Annotated in this window: 18 protein-coding genes; 5 read left to right on the top strand and 13 right to left on the bottom strand. The window is 75.8% G+C overall.

The annotated features are described in order from the left end of the window. Window positions 1–56 precede the first annotated feature (56 nt). Window positions 57–857: an aldo/keto reductase gene (locus tag EMA09_RS24835; protein WP_129844241.1), complete on the top strand. Its 801-nt coding sequence runs from the start codon at window positions 57–59 to the stop codon at window positions 855–857. A 41-nt stretch (window positions 858–898) separates the two neighbouring features. Here the strand turns inward: EMA09_RS24835 and EMA09_RS24830 are convergent, their stop codons facing one another. Together EMA09_RS24830 and EMA09_RS24825 are read right to left on the bottom strand one after the other, a co-directional pair. Further along, window positions 899–1,204: a 4a-hydroxytetrahydrobiopterin dehydratase gene (locus EMA09_RS24830; protein WP_129843192.1), complete on the bottom strand. Its 306-nt coding sequence runs from the start codon at window positions 1,202–1,204 to the stop codon at window positions 899–901. 49 nt (window positions 1,205–1,253) lie between these two features. Beyond that, window positions 1,254–3,380: an alkaline phosphatase family protein gene (locus EMA09_RS24825; protein ID WP_129844240.1), complete on the bottom strand. Its 2,127-nt coding sequence runs from the start codon at window positions 3,378–3,380 to the stop codon at window positions 1,254–1,256. A gap of 156 nt (window positions 3,381–3,536) precedes the next feature. Here EMA09_RS24825 and EMA09_RS24820 point away from each other — a divergent pair, with 156 nt between their 5' ends. Both EMA09_RS24820 and EMA09_RS24815 read left to right on the top strand, forming a co-directional pair. Further along, complete coding sequence (locus EMA09_RS24820) at window positions 3,537–4,313, top strand: MBL fold metallo-hydrolase (protein WP_129843191.1); 777 nt, start codon at window positions 3,537–3,539, stop codon at window positions 4,311–4,313. A 5-nt stretch (window positions 4,314–4,318) separates the two neighbouring features. After that, complete coding sequence (locus EMA09_RS24815) at window positions 4,319–5,005, top strand: VTT domain-containing protein (RefSeq protein WP_240796721.1); 687 nt, start codon at window positions 4,319–4,321, stop codon at window positions 5,003–5,005. Between the two features lie 6 nt (window positions 5,006–5,011). Here EMA09_RS24815 and EMA09_RS24810 read toward each other — a convergent pair whose 3' ends face one another. Continuing rightward, window positions 5,012–5,620, bottom strand: a complete 609-nt coding sequence (locus EMA09_RS24810; RefSeq protein ID WP_129843190.1) for a TetR/AcrR family transcriptional regulator — start codon at window positions 5,618–5,620, stop codon at window positions 5,012–5,014. Between the two features lie 90 nt (window positions 5,621–5,710). Between EMA09_RS24810 and EMA09_RS24805 the strand changes: the two genes are divergently transcribed. Beyond that, a complete protein-coding gene (locus tag EMA09_RS24805) occupies window positions 5,711–5,944 on the top strand; it encodes a hypothetical protein (protein ID WP_129843189.1) in 234 nt (77 codons plus the stop codon). Here EMA09_RS24805 and EMA09_RS24800 read toward each other — a convergent pair. Continuing rightward, window positions 5,918–6,952, bottom strand: a complete 1,035-nt coding sequence (locus tag EMA09_RS24800) for an MBL fold metallo-hydrolase (RefSeq protein WP_129843188.1) — start codon at window positions 6,950–6,952, stop codon at window positions 5,918–5,920. The two genes, EMA09_RS24805 and EMA09_RS24800, sit on opposite strands and share 27 nt — an antisense overlap. Window positions 6,953–7,113: 161 nt before the next feature. Here EMA09_RS24800 and EMA09_RS24795 point away from each other — a divergent pair, with 161 nt between their 5' ends. Continuing rightward, the gene (locus tag EMA09_RS24795; RefSeq protein ID WP_129843187.1) at window positions 7,114–7,920 is read left to right on the top strand and encodes a methyltransferase domain-containing protein; all 807 of its coding nucleotides are present in this window, start codon (window positions 7,114–7,116) and stop codon (window positions 7,918–7,920) included. Window positions 7,921–7,941: 21 nt separating this feature from the next. Here the strand turns inward: EMA09_RS24795 and EMA09_RS24790 are convergent, their stop codons facing one another. The 9 genes from EMA09_RS24790 to EMA09_RS24750 all read right to left on the bottom strand — a co-directional run bounded on the left by EMA09_RS24790 (window position 7,942) and on the right by EMA09_RS24750 (window position 17,328). Continuing rightward, a complete protein-coding gene (locus EMA09_RS24790; protein WP_129843186.1) occupies window positions 7,942–8,424 on the bottom strand; it encodes an anthrone oxygenase family protein in 483 nt (160 codons plus the stop codon). Between the two features lie 92 nt (window positions 8,425–8,516). Further along, on the bottom strand, window positions 8,517–8,750 hold the full coding sequence (locus EMA09_RS24785; protein WP_240796553.1) for a LapA family protein: 234 nt from the start codon (window positions 8,748–8,750) through the stop codon (window positions 8,517–8,519). 71 nt (window positions 8,751–8,821) lie between these two features. Further along, window positions 8,822–9,238, bottom strand: a complete 417-nt coding sequence (locus EMA09_RS24780) for a CBS domain-containing protein (protein ID WP_129843185.1) — start codon at window positions 9,236–9,238, stop codon at window positions 8,822–8,824. Between the two features lie 127 nt (window positions 9,239–9,365). Continuing rightward, window positions 9,366–9,893, bottom strand: coding sequence for a DinB family protein (locus EMA09_RS24775; protein ID WP_129843184.1), 528 nt, complete (start codon window positions 9,891–9,893; stop codon window positions 9,366–9,368). A gap of 63 nt (window positions 9,894–9,956) precedes the next feature. Beyond that, window positions 9,957–11,972: an LpqB family beta-propeller domain-containing protein gene (locus EMA09_RS24770; protein ID WP_129843183.1), complete on the bottom strand. Its 2,016-nt coding sequence runs from the start codon at window positions 11,970–11,972 to the stop codon at window positions 9,957–9,959. Window positions 11,973–11,986: 14 nt separating this feature from the next. Then, complete coding sequence (locus tag EMA09_RS24765; RefSeq protein ID WP_129843182.1) at window positions 11,987–13,333, bottom strand: M20/M25/M40 family metallo-hydrolase; 1,347 nt, start codon at window positions 13,331–13,333, stop codon at window positions 11,987–11,989. Beyond that, the gene (locus tag EMA09_RS24760; protein WP_129843181.1) at window positions 13,326–14,162 is read right to left on the bottom strand and encodes a M55 family metallopeptidase; all 837 of its coding nucleotides are present in this window, start codon (window positions 14,160–14,162) and stop codon (window positions 13,326–13,328) included. The genes EMA09_RS24765 and EMA09_RS24760 overlap by 8 nt, the downstream gene beginning before the upstream one ends. Before the next feature lie 54 nt (window positions 14,163–14,216). After that, complete coding sequence (locus EMA09_RS24755; protein WP_129843180.1) at window positions 14,217–14,552, bottom strand: anti-sigma factor; 336 nt, start codon at window positions 14,550–14,552, stop codon at window positions 14,217–14,219. Between the two features lie 13 nt (window positions 14,553–14,565). Next, window positions 14,566–17,328 carry an AAA family ATPase gene (locus tag EMA09_RS24750; RefSeq protein WP_129843179.1) on the bottom strand — a complete coding sequence of 921 codons (2,763 nt, stop codon included), beginning with the start codon at window positions 17,326–17,328 and terminating at the stop codon, window positions 14,566–14,568. Window positions 17,329–17,348 lie beyond the last annotated feature (20 nt).

Genomic DNA, 17,348 nt, shown 5'->3' with positions numbered 1-17,348 from the left:
AGCACGTGAGTACCGCTTCTCCGGTCCCCCTCGTCACGCTCGCCGACGGCGTCGCGATGCCGCAGCTCGGCTTCGGCGTGTGGCAGGTGCCCGACGACCAGGCGGAGACCGCCGTCGGCGAGGCGCTGCGGGCCGGGTACCGCAGCATCGACACGGCCCAGATCTACGGCAACGAGGAGGGCACCGGCCGGGCGCTCGCCGCCTGCGGCCTGCCGAGAGACGAGCTGTTCGTCACCACGAAGCTGTGGAACAGCCGCACCATCACCTGGACCAGGGACGAGGTCCTGCGCGCGTTCGACGCGTCCCTCGCCCGCCTCGGCCTCGACCGGCTCGACCTGTACCTCATCCACTGGCCGCGCCCCATGCGGGACGACTACCTGACGATCCTGCGGGCGTTCACCGAGCTGCGGGACAGCGGCCGGGTCCGCGCGATCGGCGTCTCCAACTTCAAGCCGGCCCACCTGCGGCGGCTGAAGGACGAGACGGGCATCGTGCCGACCATCAACCAGATCGAGCTGCACCCCTACCTCCAGCAGGAGGAGACCCGGGCCGTGCACGCGGATCTTGGCATCGTCACCGAGGCCTACTCCCCCCTCGGCTCCGGCAAGGGCCTCCTCGACGACCCGGTGATCACGCGCATCGCCGCCAAGCACGGCAGGACTCCGGCGCAGACCGTGCTGCGCTGGCACGTGCAGTCCGGCTTCGTCACCATCCCGAAGTCGGTCACGCCCGCCCGCATCAGGGAGAACCTCGACGTCTTCGGCTTCGCCCTGGACGACGAGGACATGGCGGCGTTCGCGGGGCTGAACCGCGACACCCGCTTCGGCGCCGACCCCGACGAGGCCGACTGGCCGTGACCGGCCACGCCCCGGCGCACAGGGCCGTCCCGACCAGGTGTCTAGACGGCCCCGTGCGCCGGGGCGATCTCCTCGATCCGGCCGGCCAGCCGCACATCCAGGTCGGTGAGCCGGCCGCCGGCGCTGTGCGTCGTCACGGAGACACCGACCCGGTCGTAGGTGACCGTGAGGTCGGCGTGGTGGTTCAGCTCCTCCTGGATCGACGCGATGTGCACCAGCAGCGCGACGGCCGCCAGGTGGTTCGGCATGCCGTAGCCGCGCACGAGGCGGCCGTCCTCCGCCGTCCAGCCGGACAGGCCCGTCAGTGCCCGGTCGATCTCCTGCTCCGTCAGCGGCTTCGCTGCCATGGCGCTCCACACTCCTCGTCGATCCGCGCGGCACCGTGCTGTCCCCACGCTACGGTGCCGCGGGCTCCGGTGCCTCCGCTGGGAGCGCCGGATGGATCATCGCCTCGTGCAGCCAGCGCCGCAGCACCCGGTGGACCGCCTCGGCGCCGACGAGTTCCCCGGACGGCTCGCCCGGCACCGCGGGCACCGGCGGCGACAGCGCGAGCGGCGACAGCAGGAACGCCCTGTTCTGCTCGCCGCCGAGACCGCCGTGACAGCCGAGCTGCTCCTCGAACGCGTGCACGGCACCGGTGTCCGGATCGACCGACGAGTTGATCATCAGATCGGCGGCGTGCGGGAACGCCGCCGCCCGCCGTACGGCCGCCGCCGCTCCCGGGCCGAACGGCGCCAGCGGATCGGCCCCCACCACGACGCCGCTCTCCAGCCGGAACTCCGATCCCCCCGCCCCCAGCACCACGGGACCGTGGCGCGCGCTGTCCACCAGGACGAAGCCGATGCCCGGGTGGTCGGTCAGCACGCGCAGCAGCCCGGGATGGCGGTCCTCGATCGTCTCGCGGTCCGCGCGCCCCGGCAGGTCGGGGAAGGAGACGAGCCCGAGGTTCCCCGAGCCGAGGACGACCGGCGCCGCGCCGCGGCCGGCCGCGGGCACCGGCGTCCCCGCGGCGCCGTCCCCCTCCTCGACGAGCGCGCGCGGCGGCTTCTCCGGCCGGCGCAGCGCCGCGCGCGCCGTGCCGCGCGCCTCCGCGCCGGCCTCGGGACGCCGGACCGTACGGGTGCCGGCGGCGGGCGCCCGGCCGCAGCCGGTCCGCACCAGCTCCTCCAGCGAGCAGCCGTGGGCGGCCTCGAACGTGGCGCCCCGGCTCTGCCCGTGGTCCGACAGCAGCACGAGGTGGTAGGGGCGCGGCGCGTGCGCGATGGCCTCGGCGACGTGCCCGACGCACCGGTCGAGCCGCCGCAGCACCTGCCGGGTGTCGCTGCCGCGCGGCCCCGAGTGGTGGGCCACCTCGTCGTAGGCGACGAGGTCGGCGTAGACGGCGGTGCGCCCGTTCAGCACGTCGCCGACGACGGCGGCCGTCACCACGTCGCGCTGCACGACCGTCGCGAACGCCCTGATCAGCGGATAGAGGCCGCCGCGCCCGACGCGCGGCCGGTCGCCGCGCAGCCGTGCCCGCAGCGCCTGGCACGGCTCACGCACCAGTTCGGCGAGGAAGGAGGCGGCGGTCCGCACGGCGTGGGCCGGGTCGGAGAAGTACGCGAAGTACCCGGCACGGGAGCGCTGCCCCCGGCCGCGCCGCGCCGCGACCGACAGGACGAGGGCGACCTGCCCCGCGCCGCCGGTGAACAGGTTGCCGCGGCTCGCGCCGTCGTGGCGGAGGAGCCCGGGGCCGCCGCTGCGGGCGACGGCGCGGCGCTGGAGCTCGGCGGCGGACGAGGGCCGGTTGCTGACGACGACCTCGCCCGTCTCCTTCTCGTACCAGCGGAAAGCGGGCACGTCATCGTTGCTGCCGTGCAGGATCGCGAGCTGGGCCGCGGCCGTCTGGCTCGACCAGTCCGTGCGCCAGGGCGTGAGGCGGTGCGTCGTGCCGCACAGCCGGGCGACGGTCGGCATGAGCGGCGCGGGTCCCGCCACCGCCTCGGCCAGCACGTCGTACCCCACGCCGTCGAGCTGGAGGAAGACGGTGCCGGGGGCGCGGCTGCGGGCCGGGACGCCGCGCAGGGCGCGCCAGCCGGCGAGGCGCCGCAGCCGCCTGCGCTGCTGCCCCCTGATGCGGACGGCGAGGAACGAGCTGGTCGCCGACGACGCAGTCGACACCACGGCGGCGACGAGCACCGCGGTCCCCGCGGCGAGCCCGCCGTGGCTCGACGGCACGATGCGCAGGGCGAGCAGCAGCAGCCAGCTGTTGAGGAGGAAGACGAGCAGGCCGAGCGCTATCGCGGGCACGAGGAGCAGCGCGCGGACGAGCCAGGGCCACACGATGGCGTTGAGGAACCCGAAGACGCCGGCGACCAGAGCCGCCGTCAGCCCGACCCGCGTGAAGCTCTCACCGTCCCGCGACTGGAGCGAGAAGTCGGGCAGGACGAGGGCGAGCGCGGCGAGGGTGGCCGTGCTGACCGCCCACACGACGAGGACGCGCAGCAGGACCGCACCGCCGGTCCGCCACGCCGTCACCCGCACCTGTCCGCCCTCCGCACTCCACCAATTCTCCACATCGCTCCCCCTCTGTCCCGGACCGCCTGCCCCTTCCTGGCATCCTGGAGCGTGTGCCCGGGCAGACGGACGCGGGTGCGCGGCGCTTCCGGAGGGCGCCGGCGGGCGGAAGGGGCTGGTGCGGTGCCGGTGGACATCACCTGGTGGGGACACGCCACCGTCACGCTCCGCGACTCCGGTACGACCGTACTGACCGATCCCCTGCTGACCCGCCGCTGCGCGCATCTGCGGCGGCGGCGCGGCGCGCTGCCCACCCCGGAGGCGCGGCGGCCCGACGCGGCCGTGATCTCCCACCTGCACGCGGACCATCTGCACGTCCCGTCGCTCGCCCTGCTCGCCCCCGGCACGACGCTGCTGGTGCCGCGCGGGGCGCTGCGGGCCGTGCCCCGGCTGCGGCGGCTGTGCCGGAGGCTTCGCGTGCGCGAGGTCGCCGAGGGGGACAGCGTGGCGGTGGGCGCGCTGACCGTACGGGCGGTCCCGGCGGTGCACGACGGGCGGCGGCTGCCGTTCGGCCCCGACCGGGTGCGGGCGCTCGGTTACGTGGTGGAGGGCGAGGCGCGCACGTACTACGCGGGCGACACGGACCTGTTCGAGGCGATGGCGCGGGAGGCCGGGCCGGTCGACCTGGCGCTGCTGCCGGTCGGCGGCTGGGGTCCCCGGCTCGGGCACGGCCACCTCGACGCGGAGCGGGCCGCCGAGGCGCTGACCCGGCTGCGCCCGCGCGCCGCCGTGCCGGTGCACTACGGCACCTACTGGCCGGTCGGCATGACGACGGTGCGGCCCTGGGAGTTCCACGCGCCGGGGGACGAGTTCGCGCGGCACGCGGCGCGGATGGCGCCCGGGGTGGCCGTGCACCGGCTCGGGCACGGCGAGAGCGTCCGGCTGGAGGTGGCCGGGTGACGGCGCTGTCGGTGACGGCGGAGTACGCGTCGGCGGTCGGGTCGGTGGTGCCCGAGTCGACGCAGCAGGCGACGGGCTACCCGTCGCTGTTCCTGCTGGTGCTGCTGGGTGCCCTGGTGCCGGTGGTGCCGACGGGGGCGGTGGTGAGTTCGGCGGCGGCCGTGTCGCTGCACCACTCGACGCCGTGGCTGTCGTCGCTGATCGTGTTCGGCCTGGCGACGTCGGCGGCGTTCCTCGGGGACGCGGCGCTGTACTGGCTGGGGCGGCGCGGGGTGCGTTCCGAGCACGGCTCGCGCTGGCTCGACCGCATGCACGACCAGGTGGCGCCGGACCGGCTGGTGCGGGCCGAGGAGCGGCTCGCACAGGGCAGCACGGCCGTGCTGCTCGTCTCGCGGCTGGTGCCTGCGGGCCGTATCCCGGTGATGCTGGCGTGCCTGCTGGCGAAGATGCCGATGCGGGTCTACCTGCGGGCGGACCTGCCCGCCGCGCTGGCGTGGGCGGCCACCTACCAACTGCTGGGGATGCTGGGCGGGGCGCTGTTCCCGCACCCGTGGCAGGGCGTGGTGGCGGCGCTGGTGCTGACGGTGCTGGTCGCGGCCGTGCCGCCGGTGTGGCGCCGGTTCCACGGCGGCGGGCACCGGGCGCAGGGCGCGCCGGGGCCGGAGGAGCGCACCGCGCCGGACGCGGGCTGAGGACCGTCAGGGAACGCCCCCGGCCCGCGGCAGGGCCGCCTCGACCAGGGTGTGCGCGGCGGCCGCGGCGGACCGGGCCGCCGTCGTCTCGCCCGCGATGGAGAAGCTGACGATGGCGCCCTCGTGCAGGCTCAGCAACTGGACGGCGAGGTCGTCGGGACGGGCCGCGCCCGCCTCGGCCAGGGTCGTGCGGAAGAGGTCGCGCAGCCACTTCTTCTCGGCGACGACGACGCGCCGCCCGGGGTGGTCGGGCTCGGGCAGTTCGGCGAAGGCGTTGATGAAGCTGCAGCCGCGCTCCGAGCGGTCGAGCCAGCCGGGGAGCACCTCGAACGGCACGAGGACGCGGCGCAGCGCGTCGCCGTCGGCCGCGCGGAGGGCCTCGGCGATCCGGTCGCGCCAGTTCCGGTCGCGTTCTTCCAGGTAGGCGACCAGCAGCCCGTCCTTCGAGCCGAAGCGGTCGTAGAGCGTGCGTTTGGTGACGCCCGACTCGGCCGCGATGGTGTCCACGCCGACCGCGTGGATGCCGCGCCGGTAGAACAGCTCCGACGCCACGTCGAGGATGCGCCGGGCGCCCGGCGTCAGACGGCCGTCCGTGCCCGTCCCGGTGGAACTCATGGATGGACCCCCTTGCGCTTCACAGATCTGTAAGCCTAGCATCGGAGTCACTTCACAGACCAGTGAACCAACGCGATGAGGAGAGGTCCGATGACCGGCGGATTCCGGGCACTGACCCGGCTGTTCAGTGATTTCGCCCAGGGAGTCCACGCCGCGCACGGCATACGCCACGGCGTCCCGCCCCGCCAGGAGCCCGAGGCGGGCGGGGTACGCGAGGCGCCCGACCCGCTCGGCCCGTCGCTGCGGCTGCGCTCCATCGGCACGGGCCGGTGGTACGCGCCCGGGCGGCCCACCGGCTCAGTCGCCGACGGCCAGGACGCGTGAGCCGCCCACCGGCAGGTCCCACAGCGTGTCGAAGGGCCGCCCGGCCGCGCGCCAGGCGGCCCGCAGCCTGACCAGCGGTTCGAGGGGCGCCTCCGCCGACAGCAGGAACGTCGCCCAGTGCATGGGCAGCATGAAGCGCGCCCCCACGTCGGCGAAGGCCCGCACGGCCTCCTCCGGGTTCAGGTGGACCGGCCGCAGCAGCCACGGCGGGTCGTACGCGCCGATCGGCAGCAGCGCTGCGTCCACCCCGCCGAAGCGTTCGCCCACCTCGGGGAGGAACGCGCCGTACCCCGTGTCCCCGGCGAAGTAGACCCGCCGGCCGCCGGGCGAGGTCAGCACCCAGCCGCACCACAGCGACCGGCACGTGTCCAGCAGGGTGCGCTTCGACCAGTGGTCGGCGGGCACGCAGTCGAACCGCACGGCGCCCCCCTCGCGCGCCGGCAGTTCCGCCGCCTCCCACCAGTCGAGCTCCGTGACGTGCGTGAAACCGCGCCTGCGGCACCAGGCCGCGAGCCCGGCCGGCACGAACAGCGGCGTACCGCTGGGCAGCCGCCGCAGCGTCGGCAGGTCCAGGTGGTCGAAGTGGTTGTGCGAGATGACCACCGCGTCCACGGGCGGCAGGTCCGCCCAGTCCACGCCGACCGGGGTGATGCGGGCCGGGGTGGCGAGGATGCGCCGTGACCAGACCGGGTCCGTCAGCACCGTGAGCCCGCCCAGGCGCACGACGAAGCTGGCGTGCCCGGCCCAGGTCAGGCCCACACCGCCGCGCGGCACCGCCGGCAGTGGCGCGGGCGCGTACGGCAGCCCGGCCGCCGCCCCGCGCACGACGTCCGCCGGCGGCCGCAGCGCGCCCCGGCGGGCCGCCCGCGCGAGGGTGCGCAGCCCCGGCAGCGGCGCGGTGAGCCGGTCGGCGAAGTCGCGCGGCCAGGACCGCCTCTCGAACAGGGGACGGAGCGCCACGCCGGCCGGCGGGACGGGGCGGCCCGGCGACCCGGTCAGGTCCGACATGCGCGCCTCCCTTCCCGGCCCCTCACACCTGCCGTTCCATGGACCGGCAGCACCGGGGCGGCGGCAACCCCGGGCGCCGGGACGATCGGCCGAAGCGGTGAGGTAGTCCGTATTCCGGAATGCAGTTGCTCGGAATGTGAGACGGGCGGCAGAGTACGAACATGCCGGAAGCCACGTACACCCATGGACATCACGAGTCGGTGCTCCGCTCGCACCGCTGGCGCACCGCCGAGAACTCGGCGGCCTACCTGCTGCCCGCCCTGCGGCCCGGGCAGGCCCTCCTCGACATCGGCTGCGGCCCCGGGACCCTGACCGCCGACCTCGCCGAACGCGTCGCCCCGGGCCTGGTCACCGGTGTCGACCGGGCGGCGGAGATCCTGCCGGCCGCCCGCGCGGAGGCCGAGCGGCGGGGGCTCACGAACGTCCGCTTCGCCGAGGCCGACGTCCACGCGCTGGACTTCCCCGACGACTCGTTCGACGTGGTCCACGCCCACCAGACGCTCCAGCACGTCACCGACCCGGTGGTGGCGCTGCGCGAGATGCGGCGGGTGTGCCGTCCCGGCGGCGTGGTGGCCGTACGGGACGTGGACTACGCGACGATGACCTGGTTCCCCGAGGTCCCGGGCCTCGACGGGTGGCTGGACCTCTACCGGCGGGTGGCGCGTGCCAACGGGGGTGAGCCGGACGCCGGACGCCGGCTGCTGTCCTGGGCGCGCGCGGCCGGGTTCACCGGCATCACCGCGTCGGCCTCCGTCTGGTGCCACGCCGACCCGGACGAGCGGGCCTGGTGGAGCGGACTGTGGGCCGACCGCACGGTGGCCTCGTCCTACGCCCGGCTGGCCGTGGACGGCGGGCACGCCACGCCGGACGATCTCACGGCGATCGCGGCGGCGTGGCGGGCGTGGGGCGCGGACGAGGACGCCTGGTTCGCCTCGACGCACGGCGAGCTGCTGGCCAGGGTCCCCTGACGGACGGCCGCCGCGGGCGCGTCAGCGGGCCGTCCGCCACAGGTGCATGCCCCAGCCGGCCAGGACGACGGTGACGACGCTCGCGGCGGTGCGGACCGCGTTCCAGCGCGCCCAGCGGGCCGAGAAGTCGGCCCAGGCGTCGGCGGAGGGCGTGGCGGCGGCCAGGACGTCGTTCATCGGCACGTTGATCGCGCCCGTGGGCATCAGTGCCCCGAAGAAGTAGACGGCGGCGGCCGCGAGGAACGCGATCGCGGCGGCGCGGTGCCCGGCGCGCAGCAGCAGCACGCCGGCGCCGGCCGCCGCCACGGGCACACCGACGAACGCCCCGAGGAAGAGCGGGTTCAGGATCTTCTCGTTCATGCTCTGCATCGCCCGCACGGCCTCCTCGGGTGCAATGGCGTCGAGCCCGGGGATCACCGAGACGGAGAAGCCGAAGAACGTCCCCGCCATCAGGCCGGCGGTGACGAGGGTGAGGATCGCGCAGATCAGCAGGAGTATCGCCATGCCGCCATTCAAGCGGGACCCAGTGCGCGGCGGCCATCGTCGAGGCGCTCACCCGGATGCGCGACCGTCCACCGGCGGCCCGTGCGGCCGGTTCAGTCGCGGGCGCGCAGGTGCGACCAGTACATGCCGCAGACGGCGCCGATGACGCCGGTCGCGAAGAGCGCGAGCCACAGCGGCATGGCGACCTCCGGCACGAGGAGCCGGATCTTGACGCTGCGGGTGTTCTCGAAGATGAAGACGAGCGTCAGGAGCGCCACGACCGCGACGATGACGCGGCCCCGGGTCCAGAACGCCATGGTCCTGCTGGTGCGCGGGCTGGAGGTCATGGCTCCAGGATGCGAGGAGCCCCCCGGTTCCGCCCGGCGGGCGGGCGCGGGGGGCGTACGCGGAGCGTGTGTCAGGCGTAGATGCGCGTGACGAAGTCGGCGATCCGGTCGTCGCTCAGCTCGCGCGCCAGGTCGGCCTCGCTGATCATCCCGACGAGGCGCTTGTCCCCGTCGATGACGGGCAGACGCCGGATCTGGTGGTCGCCCATCTCGTCCAGCACCTCGTCCAGCTCCGCGTCGGCGGCGATCCAGCGCGGGGTGCCCTGGGCCAGGTCGCCGGCGGTGACGCGGGACGGGTCGTGGCCGGCGGCCACGCACTTCACCACGATGTCGCGGTCGGTCAGGATGCCGCACATCCGCTCGTCGGCGTCGCTCACGGGGAGCGCGCCGACGTCCAGTTCGCGCATGACCTGGGCGGCCCGGTCGAGGGTCTCCGACGCGGTGATCCACTGGGCGCCCGGCGTCATGATGTCGGCGGCGGTGGTCATGGCATGCCTCCTGTTCGCCTCTTCGCGGTCGGCGCCGGCCGGCCGGGGCCGGCCGCGCCGCTGTTCCCGCCCATCCTCCCCCGGCCGGACATGTTGCGCCATTCGGGGGATTTCCACCGGGGCGGGCTCACACGCCGGTCTCGCCGGTCATCCCGTCGGCCAGCTCCCGCGCGATGTCGAGGTGCCCCGCGTGCCGCGCGTACTCCTGGAGGAGGTGGTGCAGGATCCAGCCGAGGGTGGGTGCCTCGGCCTCGGTCGCGAACCGGCCGCCGACGGGCGCCCGCGCGGCCAGGTCCGAGGCCAGCACGATGGACCGGGTGCGCGCGGCCTGCTCCTGGAAGAGGCGGGTGACCTCGGCGACGGTGAGCCCGTCGGGGACGGCCCAGCGGCCGTCCGAGCCGTGGTCGCCCCACGGGTCGGGGACGTCCTCGGCGAGGAAGCCCCAGATCAGCCAGCGGCGTTCCACGCGCTGGAGGTGCCACAGGAGTTGCAGCGGGGTCCAGCCGGAGGGCAGGCGGGAGCGGCCCATCTCCTCCTCGGTCAGCCCGGAGACCTTGGCGATCAGGACGGTGCGGTAGTGGTCGAGGTAGCCGAGCAGGAGCTCCTTGGGGTCGCCGAGGTCGTGTGAGGGCTCGGCGGGCAGGGGTGACGTCATGGGAGCAGGATGCCGCGCGGTGCCCGCGAGGCGTCAACAGCCGTACGGCCTCGGGTAGTTAGGTCATCCGGCCGGGTTCGGGGCGGCGAGGTCGAGCGGCGGCAGCTCCGGCCTGCTGACGCCGAACACCAGGGCGTACAGGGCGAGTTCCGCCTCCAGCGCACGGCGGATCGTGCCGGCCGCCCGGAAGCCGTGCCCCTCCCCCTCGAACGCGAGGTAGGCGTGCGGGACGCCGCGGCCGGCGACCTCGGCGAGGAACCGCTCGGCCTGCGCGGGCGGGCAGATCACGTCGTCGAGGCCCTGGAGCAGGACGAACGGCGCCGTGACCCGGTCGGCGTGGCCCACCGGTGAGCGCTCACGGTAGCGGTCGGGCACCTCGGCGAGCGGGCCGACCAGCGTCTCCAGGTAGTGGGACTCGAAGTCGTGCGTCTCGTCCGCGGCCCACGCGGTGAGGTCGAGGATCGGGTAGCTGATGGCGGCGCACGCGTAGCGGCCGGCCACGGCGGGCGCGACGAGGGAGGCGGCCGCCGTCCAGCCGCCGGCGCTGCCGCCGCGGATGGCGGTGCGGGCGGGGTCGGCGGCGCCCTCCTCCGCGAGCGCCGCGGCGACCGCGGCGCAGTCCGCCACGTCCACGACGCCCCAGGCGCCCTTCAGCCGGTCCCGGTACGCCCGGCCGTAGCCGGTGGAGCCGCCGTAGTCCACCTCGGCGACGCCGATGCCGCGCGAGGTGAAGTAGGCGATCTCCAGGTCGAGGACCAGCGGGGCGCGGGAGGTCGGGCCGCCGTGCGCCCAGACGACGTACGGCGGCAGCTCGCCGTCCGGTCCCGTGAACGACGGGTGGCGCGGCGGGTGGACGCGGGCGTGGACGGCGCGGCCGCCGGGCCCCGGCACGGTGACGGTGCGGGGCAGCGGGTAGTGCGCGGGGTCGACGGGGTCGTGGTGCGGCTCGGCGAGGACGCGGCAGTGGCCGGCGGCCGTGTCGAGGCCGACGATCTCGTGGTGGCGGTCGGGTCCTGCGGCGATGCCGGCGACCGAGGTGCCGCGCACGGCGAGCGAGGGCGACCACTCGGTCCACGGCCCCGGGGCGTCGGCGATCTCGCCGCGCGCGGGGTCGAGGACGCCGAGCCGCGCCTCGCCGCGGCCGTGCAGGACGGCGACCGTGCCGTCCGGGAGGGGCGCGAACCAGCGCTGTCCCACGCGCCACAGCGCGTCGGCGAACTCCTCGTCGCGCGGGCACAGGGCGGTGGCGTCGCCGGTGCCGGGGTCGACACGGTGGAGGTTCCACCAGCCGGTGCGGTCGGTCGCGGCCAGGAGCGTGCCGTCGGGCGCCCACTCGGCCTGCGCGATCGCCTCGGCCGGCCCGCCCATGATCGTGCGGGGGCCGGTCAGGCGCCGGGCCGCTCCCCCGCCGGTCACGTCGGCGAGCACCAGTTCGGTGCCGTCCCAGGGCATGCCGGGGTGGTCCCAGGCGAGCCACACGGCGCGGGCGCCGTCCGGGGACAGCCGGGGGCCGGTCACGAAGCGGTGCCGCTCGGCGGCGAGTTCGCGCACGGCGCGGCGGTCGCCCGCGGCCGACCCGTCGAGCGGTACGGCGACGGGCACCCGCCGCACGTCACCGGGACCCTCGCCGGTGAACTCCTCCAGGACGCCCCACACCTCCTCGCCCTCGATCCGCAGGTCGCCGAAGCGCAGGCCGCCGCCGACGGACGACAGCGGGGTCAGCGGGCGGGGCGCCGGGCCGCCCGGCGCGTCCGGCTCCATCGCGTACAGCCGCTGGTCGGCGAAGTGCGCGAACACCACGAGCGGCCCGCCGCGGTCGCGCGCCGCGCCGGCCCACGGGACGCCGCCGTACTCGATGAGGCGGCTGCGGACGTTCCACGGGGGCGGGAGCACCGACTCGGCCTGCCCGCCGCCGGCACGCAGCCGCAGCAGCGCGCGGCGGCCGCCCTCGGCGGGCCGGGGCGCGGTCCACCACAGCTCGTCGCCGACGGCGCCGAGGTACTCGGGCTTCCCGTCGTGGGCGGCGACCATGGCCGCGTCGATCGGTGAGGGCCAACTGCCGTACGGTGCGCGGTCCATGGGCTGGGTCTCCTCTAGAGGGCGAGCAGGGCGCGGTCGAGGACGCGGGTGCCGAAGTGCAGGCCGTCGACGGGCACGCGTTCGTCGACGCCGTGGAACATCGCCTGGTAGTCGAGGTCGGGCGGGATGCGCAGGGGCATGAACCCGTAAGCGGCCAGGCCGAGGCGGGAGAACTGCTTGGCGTCCGTGCCGCCGGACATGCAGTACGGGATGACGTGCGCGCCGGGGTCGAAGTGCAGCAGGGACTCCCTGAGCGCGGCGAACGCCGGCCCGTCCACCGGGGCTTCGAGGGGGATCTCGCGGTGCAGCGGCGACCAGGTGACGCCGGGGCCGGTGAGCCGGTCCATGGTGGCGGTGAACTCCTCGTCGCCGCCGGGCAGGACGCGGCCGTCGACGTGGGCAGTGGCGCGGCCGGGGATGACGTTCACCTTGTAACCGGCGTCGAACATCGTGGGGTTGGCGCTGTTGCGGAGGGTGGGGGCGACGAGGGCCGCAGCCGGGCCGATGGCTTCGACGAGGGCGTCCACCGCGCGCGCGACGGCGTCGGGGTCGGGGCCGTCGAAGTCGGGCACGGGGTGGCCGTACAGCACGGCGAGGTCCGTGAGGGCGGCGCGGACGGTCGCGGTGAGGCGCAGCGGCCAGGAGTGCTCGCCGATGCGCGCGACGGCGGCGGCGAGGCGGGTGACGGCGTTCTCCCGGTTGATCTTCGAGCCGTGGCCCGCGCGCCCGGTGGCGGTGAGGGTGAGCCAGGCGGTGCCGCGCTCCCCGCCGCCGACCGGGTAGAGGCGGCGGCCGTCGCCGGGGTGGAAGGTGTAGGCGCCGGACTCGCCGATGGCCTCGGTGCAGCCGTCGAAGAGGTCGGCGTGCTCGGCGACGAGGAAGCCGGCGCCGTACTGCGCGGTGTCCTCCTCGTCGGCGGTGAAGGCGAGGACGACGTCCCTGCGGGGCCGCACGCCGGCCCGCGCCCAGGCGCGGACGACGGCGAGGACCATGGCGATGGAGCCCTTCATGTCCACGGCCCCCCGGCCCCAGACGACGCCGTCGCGGATCTCGCCGGAGAACGGCGGCACGCTCCACTCGGCGGCGTCGGCCGGGACGACGTCGAGGTGGCCGTGGACCAGGAGCGCGGGGGCCGCCGGGTCGGTGCCGGGGACGCGGGCGACGACGTTGGTGCGGCCCGCCTCCTTCTCCAGCAGGCGCGGTTCGGCACCGGCCTCGGCGAGGCGGGCGGCGACGTACTCGGCGGCGGGCCGCTCGGCGCCGTCGCCGCCGCCGCGGTTGGTCGTGTCGAAGCGGATCAGGTCGGCCGTGCAGCGCACCGCCTCGTCCAGCGCTTCCGCGTCGATGTGGTGCTCAGCCATACCATTCCTCCACTGCGGCGGACACAACGGTCGTGACCGCCTTGAAACACCTGATTCCCTCGTACATGCTCGGCGCGCGGTACGCCACGCGGCAGGGGCCGGTCTGCTCGACGCCGGGCACGACGGTCGCCGCGCCGGCGAGGTGCTCGGCGTCGAACTCGATCTCCACCCGGCGCTCGCGCGGCGGGGCGGGCGCGTGGCGCACGGCGAGCGCCGCCGCCCGGGCCGCGGCGGCGCGGATGTCGGCGGCCGTACGGGCGGGCGTGCGGCAGACGGCGGCGTAGCGGGAGACGTAGTCCTTGACGGCGGCGCCGACCGCGTCGGGCGCCCACCGGGCGGCGTCGGCCACGGTGCGGTCGTCCCCGGTGACGAGGACGACGGGGGTGCCGTACTCGGCGGCGACGAGCGAGTTGAGCAGTCCCTCGCTCGCGCGCACGCCGTCCACGAAGACTCCGGTGAGGGAGTTGCCGAGGTAGGTGTGGGCGAGGACGCCCTCGTCGCCCGCGCCGGTGTGGTAGCCGACGAAGGCGATGCCGTCGATGTCGCCGTGCTGGACGCCCTCGACCATGCTGAGCGCCTTGTGCCGGCCGGTGAGGAGGGTGGCGCGGTCGTCGAGCTGTTCGAGGAGGAGGTTGCGCATGGTCATGTGCGCCTCGTTGACGATCACCTCGTCGGCGCCGCCGTCGAGGAAGCCGGCGATCGCCGCGTTCACGTCGGAGGTGAACATCGGCCGGCACCGCTGCCACTCGGGGGTGCCCGGGAGGCAGTCGGCGGGCCAGGTGACGCCCGTGGCGCCCTCCATGTCCGCCGAGATGAGGATCTTCGTCATGGCGCGCCACGTTACCGGCTGGGCCGGCCGGCGCACCTGATCACCGGGCCGCGGTCACACGTCGTAGTTGAAGCCGAAGGCGCGGACGCCCGTCTCGGTGCGCGGGCGGTGGCCGGTCCCCGCCCCGAAGGCCACGTAGGTGCCGGGGCCGTGGGTGTGTTCGCCCTCGATGATCTCGCCGGCGACGACGAAGTACGCCTCGCCGTACGCCGCGTGGACGTCCGGCTCGGGCCACTCGGCGCCGGGGTCCAGGTCGATGACCCACGTCCTGATGCCGGGCATGCCGGGGAGCGCCCGTACGCGGATGCCGGGGGCGAGGTCCTCGGCGGGCAGGTCGTCGACGGCGACGGAGAGGATCTCTCCGGTCCGTACCGTGCGGGGTGTCGTCATCCTCGGTGCTCTCTCAGAGTTCGTCGCGGGCGGCCAGGTCCCTCAGCTCGCCGCGGGAGGCGATGCCGAGTTTCGGGTAGGCCTTGTAGAGGTGGTAGCCGACCGTACGGTGGCTGAGGAACAGTTGCGCGGCGATGTCGCGGTTGGACAGTCCCCGGGCGGCGAGGCGGGCGATCTGGCGTTCCTGCGGCGTCAGGCCGGCCGCCGGGCCGCGTACGGGACGGGACGCGGTGTCCTTCGTGCCGGTCGCGGTGAGTTCGCCGCGGGCCCGCTCGGCCCAGGGCCGCATGCCGAGTCGCCCGAACGTCTCCAGGGCGTCGTTGAGGTGGGGGCGGGCCTCGGCCTTGCGCTGTGCCCGGCGCAGCCACTCGCCGTGGAGCAGGGCGGTCCTGGCGTACTCCAGGGGGCGGGCCTCCCTGTCGTGGGCGCGCAGCGCCGCCGGGTAGTGCCGCTCGGCGTCGCTGTCGGGACCGAGCAGGGCGCGGCAGCGCAGCAGGAGGGCGTCGGCCCACGGCTGCCGGACGGCCTCCGCCCACCGGGCGAAGCGCTCGACCGCCTCGCCGGCGCGTTCGGGGGCGCCCACCCGTACCGCGGCCTCCACCAGGTCGGGGACCGAGCGCACGGCGCAGAAGTGGTGGCGCATCGGTTCGCGGGTGAGCCGTTCGAAACGGGAGAGGGCGTCCTCGGCACGGCCGTGGCCGAGGGCGAGCAGGCCGAGCGACCAGTGTGCCCACGGCGCGCCGGGGGCGATGGAGCTCGCGGTGGCCCCCGACATCCCCGCGTCGGCGTGCCGTCGGCACGCCTCCTCGTCGCCCTCGGCGGCGTCCAGGTAGGCGAGCACGCTGCCGAACTGGCCGACCCACTGGCGCTGACCGGTGTCGCGGGCCAGCGCCAGCGCCTCGGCCGCGGTGGTGCGGGCGTCCCGGTGCCGGCCGGTGAAGACCTCGCCCTCGGCGACGAGGAACAGCACGGTGGGCAGGCGCCCGGCCGCACCGGCCGACCGGAGGTCCGCCGCGAGGGTCCTGGCCAGCCGGTAGGCGTCGGCGTCCTGGCCGCGTCCCATCGCCGCGCCGCAGAGAAGGACGAGCGACTGGTCGGGCACCCGGCCGCGACTGCGGACCGCGTCCAGGGTGTCGTCCAGGGAGGGCGGCGGACCCGGGCGTCCCCGGTCCAGCAGGCGACCGAGGAAACCGGCCACGGGGGCGAGAGGGTCGCTGTCCCGCAGCGGCACCCCCGCCAGCCGTTCCAGCGTCTGTGCGAGGTGCCGTTCGCCGAGGTACCAGGCGGTGTGCACGGCCTGGATGAGCATTCTCGCGGCCAGGGGCGGATCGGTGTCGCGGACGAGCGCGGCTCCGTCGATGAGCAGTTCCTGGGCGGCGGGGTACGCGCCCCGCCAGAACGCGGCGAGTGCCCGCACGTGCCGGGGCCCGGCCCCCAGCGCTGCGCTGTCGCCGGCGCGGTCGGCGGCGCGCCGTGCCAGTTCCTCGGCGCGGTCGAGCTCCCCCGCTTCGAGAGCGGCCTCCGCCGCGAGCAGTTCGCGGCGGGCTCGGCCGGCCGGCGCGACCGTGAGGCGGGCAGCTCGCTCGTACGCCGCGGCGGCCGCCCGGTGACCGCCGCGTCCGCGTGCCCGTGCGGCGGTGCTCTCCAGCGCGGTGGCGGCCTCGTCGTCGGGGCCGGTCGCGGCCGCCGCCAGGTGCCAGGCCCGGCGGTCGGCGTACTGCGGTGCGTCGAGCGCGGCGGCCAGGGCGCGGTGCGCCGCCAGCCGGTGGCCGAGCGCAGCACGCTGGTGGACGGCGGCGCGTATCAGCGGATGGCGGAAGACGACGGTGGTGCCGTCGGCGTCGCCGCGGCGGAGCAGCCCGGCTTCCTCGGCGCGGGCCAGGTCCTCGGTGCCCGCCCCGGCCGCCTCGGCCGCGCGCAGCAGCACGGCGACCTCGCCCCCTCCGTTCGCCGCGGCGAGCAGCAGGAGGTGCTGCGTGGTCGCGGGCAGGCGGCTGACCCGGCCGTGGAAGGCCAGGCACAGCCGGTCGGTCAGCGGCAGCGCGCCGGGGCTGAACCCGCTGTGCCGCTCGGCGGCGAGAGCCACGGGCAGCTCGGTCAGCGCGAGGGGGTTGCCCTGCGCTTCGGCGAGCGCGCGGTAGCGGACGGCCGGGGGGAGCGGGCGGCGGTCCAGCAGCGCCGCCGCCGCCTCGGGTGTCAGCCCGGTCAGGCGCCGCTCGGGCAGGCCGGTCCCCGGGAAGGTGCCCTCGCCGTCCCGGGCGGCGAAGACGATCACGACGCCCTCGGCGTGGAGTCTGCGGGCGGCGAAGACCAGCGCGTCCCGGGACGCGCCGTCGAGCCACTGCGCGTCGTCGACGGCGCACAACAGCCCCGCTCCGGCCGCGTACTCGGCCAGCAGCGACAGCACCGCGAGCCCGACGAGCAGGGGGTCGTGGCCCGGGGACGGGGCGAGGCCCAGCGCCGACTCCAGCGCGGCGCGCTGCGGTCCTGGCAGCGCCGCCAGGCGGTCGAGCACGGGGCGCAGCAGGAGATGCAGGCCGGCGAACGGCAGTTCGGCCTCGCCCTCCACTCCGGTGCCGCGCAGCAGCCGCATGTCCTGCGCGGCCGACGCGGCGTCGTCGAGCAGCGCCGTCTTCCCGATCCCCGGCTCCCCCCGCAGCACCAGCGCGCCGCTCCGACCGGCACGGGCGCCGTCGAGCAGAGCGGCGAGCGCCTGCCGCTCGGCCTGCCTGCCGTACAGCTCACCGGGTTGCCGCGCCACTCGCCGATCGTCCATGTCGCACGCATCATCGCTGC

It is taken from the genome of Streptomyces sp. RFCAC02 (genome assembly GCF_004193175.1).
In the GTDB taxonomy this organism is placed as follows: domain Bacteria; phylum Actinomycetota; class Actinomycetes; order Streptomycetales; family Streptomycetaceae; genus Streptomyces.
The sequence above is the reverse complement of the archived record's forward strand: the minus strand, read 5'-3'. Positions and strand labels throughout refer to the sequence as shown.